Source organism: Specibacter sp. BI4, from assembly GCF_056680095.1.
The window spans coordinates 1335917-1351690 of sequence record NZ_CM155265.1; the positions used below are offsets into that span (position 1 = coordinate 1335917).

Below are 15774 nucleotides of genomic sequence, written 5' to 3' on the forward strand. Positions count from 1 at the left end.
CCTTGACCCGCGCCGTTGAGCTGCCGTGCGGAACAGCCCATTGCGGAGGCGCGTGCGGGGGCGGGTAGATTGGACACCATGGACACACCTTCTTTGCTGCCTGGGACCGGGCCGGACACCACACTCCTGTTTGTGCACGCGCACCCTGATGACGAGACAATTGTCACCGGCGCAACCATGTCCGCAGCCGCGGCCGCCGGAGCCAGGGTCGTTTTGCTCACCTGCACTCGTGGTGAGCTTGGCGAGGTCATTCCGCCCGAGCTGGCCCACCTGGAGGTCAAGCAGGACGAGCTTGCCGCCGGAGAGCCGGCTGCGGAAGATGCGGGCGCAGGGCTGGCGTTGGTACGGGAGCACGAGTTGGCCGCAGCGCTGGCTGCGCTGGGCGTGCACGAGCACATGTGGCTGGGCCAGGGACTTACAGCCCCCGCCAGCGGCGCAGTGGTCTTCCGGGACTCGGGCATGCGGTGGGATTCCCACGGTCGCGCGACAGCCGCCGCCACGGTCCTGCCAGGATCGTTTTCGCTGGCCCCCCTGATGGCGACGGCGGAACTGCTCGCGGCAGCCATCCGGGAGCTGCGCCCGGACTCGGTGATCACTTATGCCGCTGACGGCGGCTACGGGCACCCTGACCACGTGCGGGCGCATGAGCTCACCATGGCCGCGTTGCGTCTCGCCGCAGCAGCGGGACCGGCAGGCCCTGCGGGCGCCGCGGCGGTGGTGACCGGCTGGAAAGTCCCGGCCGTCTATGCGATAGTCAGTGACCGTCCCGAGCGCCCCCATGAGCCCGGCGTGACGCGGCTTTCCGTCGAGGGCGACCTTGCCGCCAAGACCGCAGCCATGAAGGCCCACCGCACCCAAATTACTGTTGCGGGGCAGCGTTATGCGCTCTCCGACGACGTCTGGAAGGACATCTCCGCCGTGGAGGAATTCACCGTCCTTGATCCGGCACGGATTTACACTACTCCGGCCGATGGGGTCGCGACCCCATGACTGAACCGGCCCAGCCGCCGGTGGCGCACAAGCCCCGTTTCTCGTTCCCGACGCCCCGGCGCTGGGCAGTTCTTGCTGCCGCGGTCGGTGCCGGCGTGGGTGCCGGGCTGTTGGGGACGTCGCTGCATGGCCATGCCTGGTTCCTCAACGGAGCAGAAGGCATTGTTCCCTATGGCGCGGTGCTGGCCCTGGTCCTGCTGGCGGCCTTGGGCATGTTCGTGGGGCTGTGGAGCAGGAACTCCTGGATAGTCGTCTGGTGCGGTGCCGCCGCTTATGCCACGGCGGGGCTGCTGTCCATGCAGCTGGGCACCTTCGGCATGATCTTCGACAACATGCAGGGGAGGGTCTGGCTGTACGGGATCGCCCTCGTGACCCCGCTGACTGCCTGGCTGACCTGGGCCATCCTGCGCTCCCAGCGTAAATAACCCCAGGGCAAATACCCCCGCCGCAACTGAAACTGGCTAGGCGGGGCTTCGCCGGTTGCGCCGTGGCGGAGGCGGGGGCACAGCCTTGGCGAGCTGGACGTCGTCGTACTTTATGGTCACCGCGCCGGTCCGGGTGCTGATGGTGCAGCCATGGTCATCGCGGGCGGTGAGGTCGCCGAGCGCGTCGCTGAGGCCGCCGTCAATCCTGTGGCGGACCACCATGCGGGTGCCCAAGGGAAGTTGCGCGAGTCGGTCCAGTGCAGTGTTCACCACTTCATACTAAGTCTCGTCGATGTGCGGGTGCGGCGGCCGTGGGGGATAATGGTTGTACCGGCCCGATCTGTGCCGGAAGAATTTGTGAGGAAGGTTGGGGTTCGTGACGTACGTAATTGCGCAGCCATGCGTGGATGTCAAGGACAAGGCATGTGTTGAGGAGTGCCCTGTTGACTGTATCTACGAGGGTGAACGCTCGCTCTACATCCACCCCGACGAGTGTGTTGACTGTGGTGCCTGCGAACCGGTGTGCCCGGTGGAGGCCATCTACTACGAGGACGACACTCCGGATGAGTGGGCCGAATACTACAAGGCAAATGTTGAGTTCTTTGACGTGCTGGGGTCCCCGGGCGGTGCTGCCAAGGTCGGCAACACGCACACCGACCACCCCATCATTGCCGCGCTGCCGCCACAGACCCAGGACTGATCCGCACCCCATGACACCGGCTCCGCAGCACGCCTCCGGCAGGCCCTTCGGCCTGCAGCTTCCCGACTACCCGTGGGATGCGCTGGCACCCTATCTGGCCACCGCCGCCAAGCACCCGGACGGGCTGGTGAACCTGTCCATCGGCACGCCCGTGGATCCCACGCCGGCACTGGTCCAGGACGCCCTGAAGGCTGCTGCGGATGCGCCGGGATACCCCACAACCCACGGCACCTTGGCCCTGCGCCAGGCAGTTGTCGACTGGTTTGCACGGCGCCGCAACGTCCCGGACCTGTCGCCCGTTGACGTGATGCCGACCGTGGGCTCCAAGGAGCTCGTGGCCTGGTTGCCGCTGCTGCTGGGGCTGGGCGCCGGTGACGTGGTGGTGCGCCCTTCCGTTGCCTACCCCACCTACGACATGGGCGCCGTGTTTGCCGGTGCCACCTCCGTTGCCGCGGATTCCTTGGCCGAGGTCGACGCCGAGACGCTCGCCAGGGTGCGCCTGGTGTGGGTCAACTCGCCGGGCAACCCGACGGGGATTGTGCGCGGTGTTTCCGAACTCCGGGAGCTGGTGCGGGCGGCGCGGGAGATCGGCGCCGTCGTGGCATCGGACGAATGCTATGGCGAGCTTGGCTGGGGCCAGTGGGACCCCGAAAATGGGGGCGAAGCCGTACCCAGCGTGCTTGACCCCCGTGTCAACGACGGCTCAAACGAGGGCCTGCTGGCCATTTACTCCTTGAGCAAGCAATCAAACCTGGCCGGCTACCGGGCCGCCTTTGTCGCCGGCGACTCGGCCATCGTGGCGAACCTCGTCAACAGCCGCAAGCACGCAGGCATGATCGTGCCACTCCCCGTCCAGGAAGCCATGCGGGTGGCACTGGGCGACGACGCCCATGTCAGCGTCCAAAAGGGCCTGTACCGGGCGCGCAGGGAGCAGTTGGTCGGTGCGCTGGAGGCATTTGGGCTCACCATCCACCATTCAGAGGCCGGCCTGTACCTGTGGTGCACCGCCGGCGAGGACACGTGGACCACCATTGGCCGGTTGGCTGAACTGGGCATTGTGGCGGGTCCGGGCACTTTTTACGGTGCGGCCGGCAACGGTTACATCCGTGTCGCATTGACCGGCAGTGACGAGCGCATTGCCGCCGCGGCCAGCCGGCTCAACGCAAAATAGCAGCATTTTGGCGGAATCTGCGCTTTATGCGGGTTCAGGATTAGTGTTGAAGGGCTACTAAGCGGTAGTTTCGTAGGTAGCCGTCTAGGCCACCGGACGCTTAATGTGCTGAGTTTTTCTCGGGTATCACCTCAACGTGAGCGGGTGCCCGCGGACGGAAACCAGCACTGAACTAACGAAAGCCTTTCGCAGGCTACCTCATGAAGGGGACTCCATGACTGATTCCACGAGCGCATCGCTGCGCTACGACGGCGGAGAACTTGAACTCCCGCGGCTTGAAGCCGTGGAAGGCAACGCCGGCTATGACGTGTCCAAGTTGTTGAAGACGACCGGTGCCGTCACGTACGACCCCGGCTTCGTCAACACGGCTGCCACGTCGTCCGCCATCACCTACATCGACGGTGACGAGGGCATCCTGCGCTACCGCGGGTACCCCATCGAGGAACTGGCGGAGCACTCCAGCTTCCTGGAAGTTTCCTACCTGCTGATCTACGGGAACCTGCCCACCGCGGCCGAGCTGGACAAGTTTGACCAGCGCATCCGCCGCCACACCATGCTGCACGAAGACCTCAAGGGCTTCTTTGGCGGCTTCCCGCGCGACGCGCACCCCATGCCGGTGCTGTCCTCCGCTGTTTCGGCGCTGTCCACGTTCTACCAGGACTCACTGGATCCGTTCGACGACGAGCAGGTCGAGATGGCCACCATCCGCCTGATGGCCAAGCTGCCCGTGCTGGCCGCCTACGCCCACAAGAAGTCCATCGGCCAGCCCATGCTGTACCCGGACAACTCCATGGGCCTGGTCGAGAACTTCCTGCGCCTGAGCTTTGGTCTGCCGGCCGAGCCCTACGAGATGGACCCGGTAGTGGTCAAGGCCCTGGACCTGCTGCTGATCCTGCACGCGGACCACGAGCAGAACTGCTCCACCTCCACCGTCCGCCTGGTGGGTTCGGCCAACGCCAACATGTTCGCCTCGGTCTCTGCCGGCATCAACGCACTCTTCGGCCCGCTCCACGGCGGCGCCAACGAGGCCGTGCTGAACATGCTCCGCCAGATTCAGGCCAGCGGCGAGCCCGTTGAGAAGTTCGTTGAGCGCGTCAAGAACAAGGAAGACGGCGTGAAGCTCATGGGCTTCGGGCACCGCGTCTACAAGAACTACGACCCGCGCGCCAAGATCGTCAAGGCCACGGCCCACGAGATCCTGGAGAAGCTCGGCGGCAACGACGAACTCCTCGACATCGCCATGCGCCTGGAAGAAGTGGCGCTGACGGATGAGTACTTCATCTCCCGCAAGCTCTACCCAAACGTGGACTTCTACACGGGCCTGATCTACAAGGCCATGGGTTTCCCCGAAAAGATGTTCACCGTCTTGTTCGCCATCGGCCGCCTGCCGGGCTGGATTGCCCAGTGGCGCGAAATGATGAAGGACCCGGAGACCAAGATCGGCCGTCCCCGCCAGCTGTACATCGGCGAGCCGGAGCGCATGTACCCTTCGCGGTAGAAGCTTTTTAGGCACGACGGCGGCGGGAGGCTTTCCCTTGGGGGAGCCGCCCGCCGCTTTTCTATTGCAAAACCCGGGACGAAAGTAAAAATATGAAAATGTCGACATTGCTGCTGCACACCTTTTCCATGGCCTTCCCCATTGTGGTGGTGGTGCTGGGCATCCTGCTGCTGGTCGGCAAAACAGTGTTCCTGCCGTTCTTCATCGGCTCGCTGGTGATCATGTTCGTGCTGCTGGTGCTGCTGTACCTGGACAAAAAGAAGAATGCTGCAGGCGGCAACTAGCGTTGCCTGCCGCTCCCGGCCTGCGGGGCTGTCGTGGCGCCGCCGGTCCGGGCGAGTCTCCGGGCAAGGGGGCTGTTGCGGTCATTCGCCCCCGGCCGGCCGTGAGCGAATGACCGCAACAGCCCCCGCAGCACTCAAAACGGTCCGCAGCGGCAGCGGATGACCACAGTCGTGGCGCGGCCGGGCCGGTGTGCCAGCAATTGAGCATTTGTGAAACATCTGTGCTAAAAAAGATGTGTGCCCAAAATTGTAGATGTCGACGATCGCCGTGAGCTCGTCGCAGACGCCGTATTTGAAGTCATTGCAGAACGCAGCCTGACACAGGCGTCGCTGCGCAACGTGGCTCAGGCGGCAGGCCTGGCACTCGGATCTGTGCGGCACTATTTCGACAACCAGGCCGAGCTGATGGTTTTTGCCTTCCGGGTGAACTCCGAACGGATCCATGTGCGCGCACTGGACACATTGGAAACGCTGGAGGACGACCCGCTTCCCACGGACGCCAACGGGCTGATTGAAAAATGTGCCCAGGTCCTGGAACAACTGCTTCCCCTTGACGAGGCCCGCCGCGCCGATGCCGTGGTCCACATGGAATTCATGCTCGACGCCCGGACCAACACAGGCCTCTCGGAGGCGGCACAGGACGACTACAGGGCAACAGGGGCGGTTGTCGGCCGTGTGGTGCTGCAGCTGATGGGAAGCCCCCTGGCCGCTGAATCACTGGTTCCCGTGGATGAGGCCGAGCGGCTGATCGGGCTGCTGGACGGATTGAGCCTGCGCATGGTGCTGCAGCCGGACTGGTCTGCACCCGAACAAGGCAGGGCAACGCTGCGCCGCCACCTGCATTCCCTTCTGGCACCTTAGCCACTCTCCTTAACCCAGCCCGTCACACCAACGCTCCTGCAGCTATGGCTGCTTTTTCACCAACGCTCCTGCAGCAATGGACGGGGTGTTGGGATTTCCCGTGCTCAGTTCCCCGCTTCAGAGTAATCTTGGAAGTGGATTGCCGTACCAATTCTGCGGCGGCTGGAGGCGAAAGCAATGCATCACACCGGTGGCCCAGGGTGGCGAATCACCATGGATACGTGCGGGCCCATGCTTATGGCGCTTTATCTTCGTGACGTGTCGGGTCTTGTGGGGGCGGGCAGCCCCGCACTGTCACATGTGGCGCCCGCTGTTACGGCGGCGGACCACACAATGTTGACTTCAGAGGTGGGCGGCACCGGAGCGCTGCGGGACCAGTGGGAGGTTTGGTGGGCCAGGCTGCTGCGCGTGTTTCCCGAGAACCAGGAAAACCTCAGCCCTCCCGATTTTCCTGAGCTGGCCGGCATGCCTGCCCTGCAGCGGGTTGCCCACGCCCATTACGGGGCGGCCCTGACCTGGTCCAGGGAACAGTCGCAGCTGTATGCAATGATGGCCGCGCAGCGGGAAACCTTGGGCGGGCACAAGATTCTGGCCGATTTGGTGCAAAATCGGGAAATGGAATTGGGCCGCAGTGCCAGGGACTTCACCTTGACCATTGTGGAGGTTCCCTTGGCTGAGCAACGGGCGTGGTTCATTGAACCCAACCGCTTGATCATGAGTTCGCATTTGCTCGATGACCAGGAGATTTTTTGCAGTTATGTGCAGCCGGTGGTGGACCTGCTGGTCTAGGAGACGGCGGTGTTCGTCATTCGCCCGCAGGGGCAGCCGCCAACACGATTGCTATCTGTCCCCCAACTGTGGAGTCGACTGGCTGCCAGCCCACGTTGTGGCCGTCGGCATTGGCGTTCCGGTCCCATTTATGGCCTGCGTAGCTGACCTCAACGATGCCGTGCTGGTTGGCGTGGGCCAGGGCCCAATGGGCCAGCATCCAGCCATTGGCGTCGGAGACGTCAATGTGAAGGCTGGTGCCGGCTTCCCCTGCGGTGGTCGTGACGTCCAACTGGGCCAGCGGGCCCATCGCCGCTTGGGCGGCTGCGCCGACCACATCGGCCGGGCTGCTGGCCGTGGCTTCTGGCAGGGTGCAGTTCAAACCTTGCGGTGTCTGTCCGGTCAGAGCGGAAGCGAACGCGCGCGACAGCGGCTCATGCTGGGCGTAGGCATGCGGAAATCCCGAGCGCTGGACAATTTGCGCCGCGTCATTGATGGGCAGGTCCGCATAGTTGGGCACGGCTGCGAGGGCGTCGTAAAAGGCGTTCGCCGAGTACACCGGATCCATGATTTGCTCCACACTGCCCCAGTCCTGTGACGGTCGCTGCTGGAACAAGCCCACCGAGTCCAGGTCGCCGTAGCTGATGTTGCGCAGCTTGGACTCCTGCAGCGCTGTGGCGAGTGCAATGGAAGCGGCACGGGCAGGCATGCCCCGTTGCATGGCAAGGGTGGAGATCAGGGCAGCATTTTCCGTTTGGTCCAGCGCCAGGCTGTAGCTGTTCTCGCCAACGGTGGCGCTGCAGCCCAGCGAAAGGCCGGGCGCAAAAACGTCTTTGAAGGTGTTGGACAGCCACACCCCGCCGCCGATGAGGATTCCGGCGGTGACTGCCACAACTGTGATCCAGCCGATCGTTGCCCGGCTCCTCACGGTGTGCCGCCAAGTGGTTCCGCGCCCTGGTGCAGCACCTGCGCCGTGGAGCCCCGGGACACCGGACTAGTTGGCATGCAGGCTGTCATTGAGTTCGACGGTGGTGCCCTTGCGCGGCAGCACCTCGACGCCGCCCGAGGTGGAGTTGCGGCGGAACAGCAGGTTTGGCACGCCGGAGAGCTCGCTGGCCTTCACGATCTCCGCGGTGTCCTCACCGTCGGCGTTCTTGGGGCCCAAGACGCGCACCCGGGTGCCGGCCGTGACATAAAGGCCTGCCTCAACCACCGAGTCGTCGCCGATGCTGATGCCCACGCCGGAGTTTGCGCCCAGCAGCACCCGTTCCCCCAGTGCGATGCGGGTCGTGCCGCCACCGGAGAGGGTGCCCATGATGGACGCGCCGCCGCCAACGTCAGTGCCGTTGCCCACCACAACGCCGGCGGAGATGCGGCCCTCAACCATTGAGGTGCCCAGTGTGCCTGCGTTGAAGTTCACGAACCCTTCATGCATGACGGTGGTCCCCTCGGCCAGATGGGCGCCGAGCCGGACCCTGTCGGCGTCGGCAACGCGCACGCCGGCGGGCACCACGTAGTCGACCATGCGCGGGAACTTGTCCACTGAATAGACAGTCACCGGCCCGCGAAGGCGCAGTTTGGCCCGGGTCAGTTCAAAGCCGTCAACCGAAGCCGGGCCAAAGTTTGTCCACACCACATTGCTGAGCTTCCCAAAGATCCCCTCGAGGTTGATGCTGTTGGGGGTCACCAGCCGGTGTGAGAGCAGGTGCAGTCGGAGGTAGGCGTCGACGGCGTCGGCCGGTTCGGCGTCGAGGTTGATTTGGGCAAACACCACGCTTTGGTGCACGTCGCGGTCGGTGTCCGTGCCGGCCTCGGCCAGTGCGGTGAGTTCGGCGCTGGCGTCCGGGGCGCTGCCCAGTGCAGTAGCGGCGATACCCAGTTCGGGGGCGGGGAACCACACGTCCAACACATCGCCGGAGCCGGCGATGGTGGCAAGGCCGAAGCCGTGGGCGGAACGGTTGCTCGGGGCTGCTGTGTCAGTCATGGATCCAGTTTATCGGCAAGGCCGGCCGGAGTTGTGCCAAGCAACCGTGCCCGGCCGCCGTGCCCGGGCGCCGTGCCCGGCCACCGTGCCAAAAAAACTGTGCCGAGCCGCGTGCCGGTCCGCTAAGCCACGGTGAAGGTGATGGAATGCCAGCCGGAGGAGCCGTCGGGGGCTGGCGGGGCCTCGTTTTCGGTTTGCATCCTGCCCGCCGCGTCATAGGCGCGCACCCGCACCCGGTGGTTTCCCGAAGTTGCCCCGTCCCAGTGGAACGACCACTGGCGCCAGGTGTCCACAGACGCTTCCGCAGCCAGCTCGGCAAGCTGCCAGCCGCCGTCGTCCAGCTGGACCTCCACCTTGGAAATGCCCTTCGTTTGGGCCCAGGCGCTGCCGCCGATGGCCACCGTCCCGGCCGGCACCCGGGCCAGGGCCCGCGGCACCTCAACCCTTGAGGCCGTCTTGACCGGCCCGTGCGAGGACCACCCGCGGGACGTCCAGTACCCGGCTTTCTCGGCAAAGGTCGTCACTTCCAGGTCAACGACCCATTTGGTGGCCGAGACGTATCCGTACAGCCCGGGCACCACCATGCGGACCGGGAAACCATGTTCCAGCGGCAGCGGCTCGCCGTTCATGCCCACGGCCAGGATGGCGTCGCGGGCGTCCTGCAGGATGGGCAGGGGGGTGGACGCGCTGAAGCCGTCACTGCTGGTGGACAGGACCATGTCGGCACCCGCCGTGGGCTTGGCCCGGGCCAGGACCTCGCGCAGCGGGTAGCCGAGCCATTTGGCATTGCCGACCAGGTCTCCGCCCACAACATTGGAAACGCAGGTCAACGTCACATATGACTCAATGAGATCTTTCGCCAGCAGCTCGTCAAAGCCAAGCGTGAACTCCTCCTCGACCATGCCGTGCACGCGCAGCTGCCACGTCGACGGGTCAATCACGGGCACGTGCAGGGCCGTGTCGATCCGGTAGAAATCGGTGTTGGGGGTGACAAAGGGCGTGACACCTTCCACCGGGGCCTGCACGCCGGCGGGGAGCGGGGCGGCCTTGGTCCTGGCGGGCGGGAGCTTCAGCGCCTGGCGGACGGCAATCGCGGTGTTGCGTGCCGTGGAGAGCATCGTCCCGCCAAAGCCAAGCACGACGGCGACCCCAGCCACAGCTGCCGACCTCACCAAAAACGTGCGGCGGCTGGACACGTCGGCTGCCGTCGCCGTCGGACTTCCAGCTGTTTCCGGCGTAGGCCGCATTGCCGCTGCCGCCAGACTGGTGTCCGGGCTGAGGAAATGCAGGGCCCACAAACCGGCTGCGGTGCCTAGAAGAAGGGGGATCAGGTCAGGTACTCCGGCGCCCGCGCGGGTGATGATGCACACCCCCATGACCAAGGAGTAGCCCAGAACCATGGCGGCGCCGGCCCTGAAATTTCTTCGGGCAACAACGCCCGCAACGGCCGCCAACACCGCTGCGGCAACGACCAAGGAGATGAGCAGCACCAATTTGTCGTTGGTGCCGAAGGTGGCGATGGCGAAATCCTTGAGCCAGGCCGGGGTGAAGTCGATGAACGTGGAACCCACCGATGTCAGCGGGGACGCCGCGGGACCAAAGAAAGCCGAGGCAAGTTCCGCCACCGCAAAGAGGGCGCCTGCCGAGACGATGCCCGCGAGTGCGCCCCGCCCGGGGGACGGCCGGTTGAGGTGTTGTTTAGCCGTTCTTCGCATGTCCATGTCAGGCTCCTTGCAACGCTTGCTTGGCCTCCGCAGGTGGGTGCCGGGGGAAGTGCTTTGTTGTACTTCCGAGCCAAGCGCCCACCGGATTGCCCCGGCGGGAAGATTGTTTGCTGCGGGCAGCTTCTTTCCAAAGACTAGACCGGTTGGGGCCCCCGCACCACTGATCGCGTTAGAGCGCCTGCACCACGATCGGGGTGGAGGTGGGGGCGGCCGAACCGCCGGCGGGCTCCACCGTGATGCCCACATGCGTTGCCCCGCCCATCGGGCCCTTGAGCATCTGCAGGCCGGGCGTGGCAGGGTCGGAATCGCCCATGAGCCCTGCGGACACGGCGCCAGCCGGTGAAATGAACCACAGCTCGTACGTCTTGCCGGATGGCAGGGCAGGCAGCCCGTGAGTCATCACTGCGGCACTGTCGGCCTTGCCGGATGAGGCTACTGTTACGGACCCCCCGTCGGAAAGTTCCGTTGTGGCAATCTTGGCATCGGGGGCGCCCACAATGCCCAGCATGGCTGCTTGTTGCTCTTGTGCCGCCCGTTGCGAGGCCTGCATGGCAACAATGGTTTGCTCCATGTCCTGCCGCGTTGAGTTTTGTCCGATCGCCCATCCGCCGACCCCGACCCCGGTAAAGATCGCCAGGGCGGCCGCGGCGCTCAGGACCGGAACCCAGCGGCCTCCCCGCCTCCCCGGCTGGTGGGGCTTTGCCGTGGAAATGTCGCGCACAACTGCGGAGGCCGGAAGCTGCCGGGTGTTGCGAATGGCGGCCATGACGTTGGCCTTCAGCTCGGCCGGAGGTGTCTCGGCAGGTGTGCTGTAGGCAAGCAGCGCGGCTGTCTCGCTGAGGCTGCGCACCTCTTCCAAAGTCTGGGGGTCGGTGAGGGCGTGGCGTTCAAAGTCGTTGCGTTCCTGGTTGCCCAGGGCATTCAAGGCATAGGAGCCGGTGAGCAAATGCAATTGTTGTTCCATCATGCAACTCCCAACTTGTCCCTCAGCCTGATCATGCCGTCACGAATCCTGGTCTTAACAGTACCGACTGGAATTTTGAGCAGCTCGGCCACTTCCTGGTGTGTGTACCCTCCGTAGTATGCGAGGCGGATGGCCTCCTGTTGCGCTTGTGTCAGCGACTCGAGGGCCTTGTGTACGCGTTCAGCCTCCAGCTGCGTTTCAACGGTGTCCGCGACGTCGTCGTAACTGTCCCGGTATTCCTTGATTCCTTGGCGCAGGTCCCTGTTGGTGCTGGCCTGGCTGGCGCGCACCTTGTCGACAGCCTTTCGGTGCGCAATGACTAAAATCCAGGACATTGCCTTGCCCCTGTCGGCGTCAAAGCGGGACGCCTGTGCCCAAATGTCGATGAAAACTTCCTGGGTCACCTCCTGGCTTTGCGCCGGGTCTCGAACAACGCGGCGCACCAGGCCAAAAACCCGGGGTGCAACTGCGTCGTACAGTGCCTCGAAGGCCGCCTCGTCGCCGAGGGCGACGAGGCGGATGAGATCCTCATGGGTGGGTGGGGTTGCGGGCTCCACCGCCCGCAACCAAGGCAGACGCATGGTACTCAGTTTGGCACCCTCAGTGCCCATGGACCCGATCCCTTCGCAGTGTGTTGTACTCACGGCTCCGCCAAATGGTGGTGCCGCTTGTTTATTGCTGGTTGTTGCCTTCTGAGCTGTGCCTCGGCCGGTCTATTTCTTGCCCGGCCTATTTCTTGGCTGGAGGCATCAGGACGGTGTCGATCAGGTACACCGTGGCGTTGGCCGTCTTGACGCCGCCGCAGATGACCTTGGCTCCATTGACCATCAGGTCATCGCCGCTTCCGGTGACTTCCAGCTTGCTGCCCTCGGCAGTTGCGTGCTCCCCGGCGATCTTGCTGGGAGCAAGCTGGCCTGGGACCACGTGGTACGTCAAGATGGAGGTCAACGTGGCGGAGTCCGTCTTCAGCCCGTCAATGGTGTCTGCCGGGATCTTGGCAAAGGCGTCGTCGACCGGGGCGAAAACGGTGAATTCACCGGAGTTCAGCGTGTCGACGAGGTTCACGTCCTTGTTCAACTGGCCTGAAACTGCGGCCGTCAAGGTCTTCAGTAGCGGGTTGTTGGACGCTGCCGTGGCAACAGGATCCGCTGCCATGCCGGCAACCGAGCCTGCGCCGGAAGGAACGGCGGCTGCGTAGGCGGCGCAACCGGAGCCGACCAGGCCTCCGGACATTGTCTCGGCGCTGGGACCGGCACTGGCGGAAGTGGCCATCGGGGATTCGGCCGTGGCGGATGGAGTGTCGCTGGTGGTGCCGGAGCTGCAGGAGGTCATGGCCAGGGCGGCAATAGCCAGGAGACCCAGACCCATGCTGAGGCTCTTGCGGTTGGCAAACTTCAAGGTGCTGTTCATGATGATTCTCCATGGTGTGAAGCGGAAAAATTCCGTTGTCCCCCCTTGCCTAAACCTGACTGCAGGGCTTCGGTGCGGGCTGTCAATGAGTACTTCGGAGCCGGGTCGGGGCCGGATTGGAAGCGAACAGGAAATATTTCCGGGTGGCCCGGCGCCGGTAAACTAAGGAAATGACGAACCTTCCCGGCCACGCCGCCGTCCCTTCCCCCGCACACACCTCCGCCTTGGAGGTTCCGCCCACGGCCGGGTCGACCGTGCCCGAGATGGTTGCGGCGCCCGCACCGGGCACCCAAGGGGAGGAAACCGCCGTCGTGCTTGATGTGAAAGCCGACGTTGCCGCGCTGACGGCCTCACTGATGGACATTGAAAGCGTGTCGGGCAATGAAACCGCGCTAGCCGACGCCGTGGAGCTGGCCCTTGCCGGGATGCCGCACCTGCAGGTGACGCGCAACGGCGATGCGATTGTGGCCAGGACGTCGCTGGGCCGGGCCGAACGGGTGATTTTGGCGGGCCATTTGGACACCGTTCCGCTGCCCACCACGCCGGGGTCGCGCGGCACTGTGCCCAGTTCCTGGGACGGTGAGGTGCTGTACGGCAGGGGCGCCACGGACATGAAGGGCGGCGTGGCCGTGCAACTGGCGCTCGCGGCCACGCTGCTTGAACCCACCCGGGACCTGACATTTGTTTTTTACGACCACGAGGAAGTGGCCGCAGCGAAGAGCGGGCTGGGTCGTTTGGTGCGGGAGAACCGGGAGCTGCTGGATGCTGACTTTGGCATCCTGCTTGAACCCACGAACGGGACGGTGGAGGGCGGCTGCAACGGCACGATTCGTTTCGAGGCCACCACGCGCGGGCTTGCCGCCCACTCGGCCAGGGCGTGGATGGGGGAGAACGCAATCCACGCTGCCGCCCCGATTTTGGCCCGCCTTGCCGAACATGCGCCGGCCACCGTCTCAGTTGAGGGGCTGGACTACAGGGAGTCGTTGAACGCTGTGCGGATTCACGGCGGCACCGCCGGCAACGTGATCCCCGACCAGTGCGTGGTCGAGATCAACTACAGGTTCGCACCCGACAAGTCCCCGGCCCAGGCTGAAGCGTACGTTCGGGAATTGCTGGCTGGCTTTGACCTGGTGTGCACGGATTCCTCAGCTGGTGCCAGGCCGGGACTGAACGCGCCGGCGGCGGCCACGTTCGTGGCGGCCGTGGGCCGTGCGCCGCTGCCGAAATACGGGTGGACGGACGTTGCCAGGCTCAGTGAAATGGGGATTCCTGCGGTCAACTTCGGCCCGGGCGACGCCTTGCTGGCCCACAGCGACAACGAACACGTCCGCGCGGAAGACATTCGCGAATGCCTGGCGGCGCTGACCCGCTGGCTGGCGTAGCCCACGAGCATAGAATGTGGTGAAAATTTGATGGACGCTGAGACTGAACTAATCATAGCCACGGGGAGTGTCACGAGGTCTTCGTCAAAGGGCCGGCGACCTTACTCTGGAATTTTTCGAGTCGTTGATTTTTGGGCAGCGGAAGGTGGCTGACGACGCGTTGCTGTCCATTCGTGGCTATTAGGGCTAGGTGCCATTCGTTGTCGGCGCATCGTAGAACGTCCCGTCGCGGAGCATGGAGAAGACAACATCGCAGCGTCTGCGTGCGGGGGCTATCAGGGCCTGGTTGTGGCGTTTTCCCTCGGCTCGTTTCTTGTCGTAGCAAGCACGTGAAAGCGGGTCCTTCAGTGCCGCGAACGCGGAGAGGAAGAACGCTCGCTTGAGGGACTTGTTGCCCTTTTTGGAGGGGTGGTCGCCGCGGATCGAGGTCCCGGAGCGCCAGGTCACCGGGGCCAGCCAGGCGTAGGAGGCGAGGTGGCCTGCGCTGTGGAATTCTTTGCCGATGACTTCGGTGATGATGCGGGGTTCGGTCCTGACCCCGACCGCTGGTATAGAGGTCCAGGGCGGCTGCAAAGTATTTCTTGAGGGCTCGGTTTCATAAGCTTTTGGACGAACTAGGCAGTCGTTTATAGTAGACCGATAACTTGCATCAAAATCCTGTCCATTTGGATAGTTCGCTATTTCAAAATCCTGTCCAAATGGATAACATTCGAGGTTTTGGATTCGATTTGCATGTCCGTCTGCTTTAGGTCAAGGATGATACCATCCCGTGGCCCGGAACTTGGCAGCTTTTCAGGCAAATAAATGATTTTGCAGACGCCCTGGTTGTCGGATATGGTCTAGTGGAGATGCTCAATGTATATTTTACCTTTGGCGTTTATGCTCCATCGTATTATTGTGGTCTTCCTCTATGTTTGAATGGAATAGTAATGTTGAAAAAAATAATTGGAACTTTATCAGTTGCGATTTTAATGTCTACGCTCTCTATTAGTTCAGCATCTGCTGGACAGGATCAACTAACGGGCAATACGCAGGATTTGATTGCCCAAATTAGCTCGTCTGACGATCCCTTTGCGACACTGGACGATTTCCCCCAGAACGCACAGGAATTGGTCCTTCCAGAGTTGGATAAAATGACCGACAACGAGGCCAAAGAGTTGTTCAAATATGAAGACTCCGCTCCACCCGCTACAGCTAGAGCTGCTGCCTACTATACGGATATTGCTTGGTCGACACTGGAAAAGGCTGCATGTGTTGTTCACGTGGATCTTTGGTCATGTAATCAGGCCGCATCGGACTCCACCCTTGCATCAAGTTCTGCAGCGAACATGTTTGCGGCGGCAACGCTTCACAATGGGCAGGGGGACGCCTTCAGGCATTGCTTCTGGAATGCGCTCATGACCAAGAGTATTGGTGCCAACGGTGCTATGAAGATTGCGTCCAACCATGAGAACATCAGGAACGGTCCAGCAAATGAAAAATCAATGGATCTGGCCAACAACTTGTCTGGACGAAATGTGGGCTTGAGTAGTGGGGGGCAATCTCAATCACATTCTATTTGCAACACAAAGGCAAAGACCGGACAACTGGTAACTCTCTTCTAAGGAGGCCTA

17 protein-coding genes and 1 pseudogene are annotated in these 15774 nt (G+C 63.3%); 10 read left to right on the plus strand and 8 right to left on the minus strand.

Features of this window, described 5'->3' with window-relative positions; all coding sequences use genetic code 11:
* Positions 1 to 78: 78 nt before the first annotated feature.
* Entirely contained in the window at positions 79 to 990 is a 912-nt protein-coding gene (locus AC1L6K_RS06255; RefSeq protein ID WP_480951851.1) for a PIG-L family deacetylase, read from the plus strand.
* A complete protein-coding gene (locus AC1L6K_RS06260; protein WP_480951852.1) occupies positions 987 to 1415 on the plus strand; it encodes a hypothetical protein in 429 nt (142 codons plus the stop codon). Before AC1L6K_RS06255 ends, AC1L6K_RS06260 begins: the two co-directional genes overlap by 4 nt.
* Positions 1416 to 1451: 36 nt before the next feature.
* Here the strand turns inward: AC1L6K_RS06260 and AC1L6K_RS06265 are convergent, their stop codons facing one another.
* The gene (locus AC1L6K_RS06265) at positions 1452 to 1685 is read right to left on the minus strand and encodes a putative acetyltransferase (RefSeq protein WP_480951853.1); all 234 of its coding nucleotides are present in this window, start codon (positions 1683 to 1685) and stop codon (positions 1452 to 1454) included.
* Positions 1686 to 1791: 106 nt separating this feature from the next.
* Here AC1L6K_RS06265 and fdxA point away from each other — a divergent pair, with 106 nt between their 5' ends.
* The 6 genes from fdxA to AC1L6K_RS06295 all read left to right on the plus strand — a co-directional run bounded on the left by fdxA (position 1792) and on the right by AC1L6K_RS06295 (position 6718).
* Positions 1792 to 2115 (plus strand): ferredoxin, encoded by a 324-nt coding sequence (gene fdxA, locus AC1L6K_RS06270; protein WP_480951854.1) that lies wholly within the window; start codon positions 1792 to 1794, stop codon positions 2113 to 2115.
* Between the two features lie 10 nt (positions 2116 to 2125).
* The gene (dapC, locus tag AC1L6K_RS06275; protein WP_480951855.1) at positions 2126 to 3286 is read left to right on the plus strand and encodes a succinyldiaminopimelate transaminase; all 1161 of its coding nucleotides are present in this window, start codon (positions 2126 to 2128) and stop codon (positions 3284 to 3286) included.
* Between the two features lie 214 nt (positions 3287 to 3500).
* Positions 3501 to 4784 (plus strand): citrate synthase, encoded by a 1284-nt coding sequence (locus AC1L6K_RS06280; protein ID WP_480951856.1) that lies wholly within the window; start codon positions 3501 to 3503, stop codon positions 4782 to 4784.
* A gap of 98 nt (positions 4785 to 4882) precedes the next feature.
* Positions 4883 to 5068, plus strand: coding sequence for a hypothetical protein (locus AC1L6K_RS06285; protein WP_480951857.1), 186 nt, complete (start codon positions 4883 to 4885; stop codon positions 5066 to 5068).
* 237 nt (positions 5069 to 5305) lie between these two features.
* Positions 5306 to 5929 carry a TetR/AcrR family transcriptional regulator gene (locus AC1L6K_RS06290; protein WP_480951858.1) on the plus strand — a complete coding sequence of 208 codons (624 nt, stop codon included), beginning with the start codon at positions 5306 to 5308 and terminating at the stop codon, positions 5927 to 5929.
* Positions 5930 to 6262: 333 nt separating this feature from the next.
* Complete coding sequence (locus AC1L6K_RS06295) at positions 6263 to 6718, plus strand: hypothetical protein (RefSeq protein WP_480951859.1); 456 nt, start codon at positions 6263 to 6265, stop codon at positions 6716 to 6718.
* 16 nt (positions 6719 to 6734) lie between these two features.
* Here AC1L6K_RS06295 and AC1L6K_RS06300 read toward each other — a convergent pair whose 3' ends face one another.
* The 6 genes from AC1L6K_RS06300 to AC1L6K_RS06325 form a co-directional block, all read right to left on the minus strand.
* A complete protein-coding gene (locus AC1L6K_RS06300) occupies positions 6735 to 7625 on the minus strand; it encodes a hypothetical protein (RefSeq protein WP_480951860.1) in 891 nt (296 codons plus the stop codon).
* 66 nt (positions 7626 to 7691) lie between these two features.
* Positions 7692 to 8681: a 2,3,4,5-tetrahydropyridine-2,6-dicarboxylate N-succinyltransferase gene (dapD, locus tag AC1L6K_RS06305; RefSeq protein ID WP_480951861.1), complete on the minus strand. Its 990-nt coding sequence runs from the start codon at positions 8679 to 8681 to the stop codon at positions 7692 to 7694.
* A gap of 122 nt (positions 8682 to 8803) precedes the next feature.
* A complete protein-coding gene (locus AC1L6K_RS06310; RefSeq protein ID WP_480951862.1) occupies positions 8804 to 10402 on the minus strand; it encodes a molybdopterin-dependent oxidoreductase in 1599 nt (532 codons plus the stop codon).
* Positions 10403 to 10574: 172 nt separating this feature from the next.
* Complete coding sequence (locus AC1L6K_RS06315; RefSeq protein WP_480951863.1) at positions 10575 to 11372, minus strand: anti-sigma factor; 798 nt, start codon at positions 11370 to 11372, stop codon at positions 10575 to 10577.
* Positions 11369 to 11950, minus strand: coding sequence for an ECF RNA polymerase sigma factor SigK (gene sigK, locus AC1L6K_RS06320; protein ID WP_480951864.1), 582 nt, complete (start codon positions 11948 to 11950; stop codon positions 11369 to 11371). Before sigK ends, AC1L6K_RS06315 begins: the two co-directional genes overlap by 4 nt.
* 148 nt (positions 11951 to 12098) lie before the next feature.
* A complete protein-coding gene (locus AC1L6K_RS06325) occupies positions 12099 to 12779 on the minus strand; it encodes a fasciclin domain-containing protein (protein WP_480951865.1) in 681 nt (226 codons plus the stop codon).
* A 263-nt stretch (positions 12780 to 13042) separates the two neighbouring features.
* On the opposite strand from AC1L6K_RS06325, the gene dapE reads away from it, so the two are divergent.
* Positions 13043 to 14161, plus strand: a complete 1119-nt coding sequence (dapE, locus tag AC1L6K_RS06330) for a succinyl-diaminopimelate desuccinylase (RefSeq protein ID WP_480952702.1) — start codon at positions 13043 to 13045, stop codon at positions 14159 to 14161.
* 186 nt (positions 14162 to 14347) lie between these two features.
* Here dapE and AC1L6K_RS06335 read toward each other — a convergent pair.
* Positions 14348 to 14734, minus strand: a pseudogene (locus AC1L6K_RS06335) (transposase); the annotation flags it as partial.
* A gap of 356 nt (positions 14735 to 15090) precedes the next feature.
* Between AC1L6K_RS06335 and AC1L6K_RS06340 the strand changes: the two are divergent.
* On the plus strand, positions 15091 to 15765 hold the full coding sequence (locus AC1L6K_RS06340) for a DUF6973 domain-containing protein (RefSeq protein ID WP_480951866.1): 675 nt from the start codon (positions 15091 to 15093) through the stop codon (positions 15763 to 15765).
* The last annotated feature ends 9 nt before the right edge of the window (positions 15766 to 15774 follow it).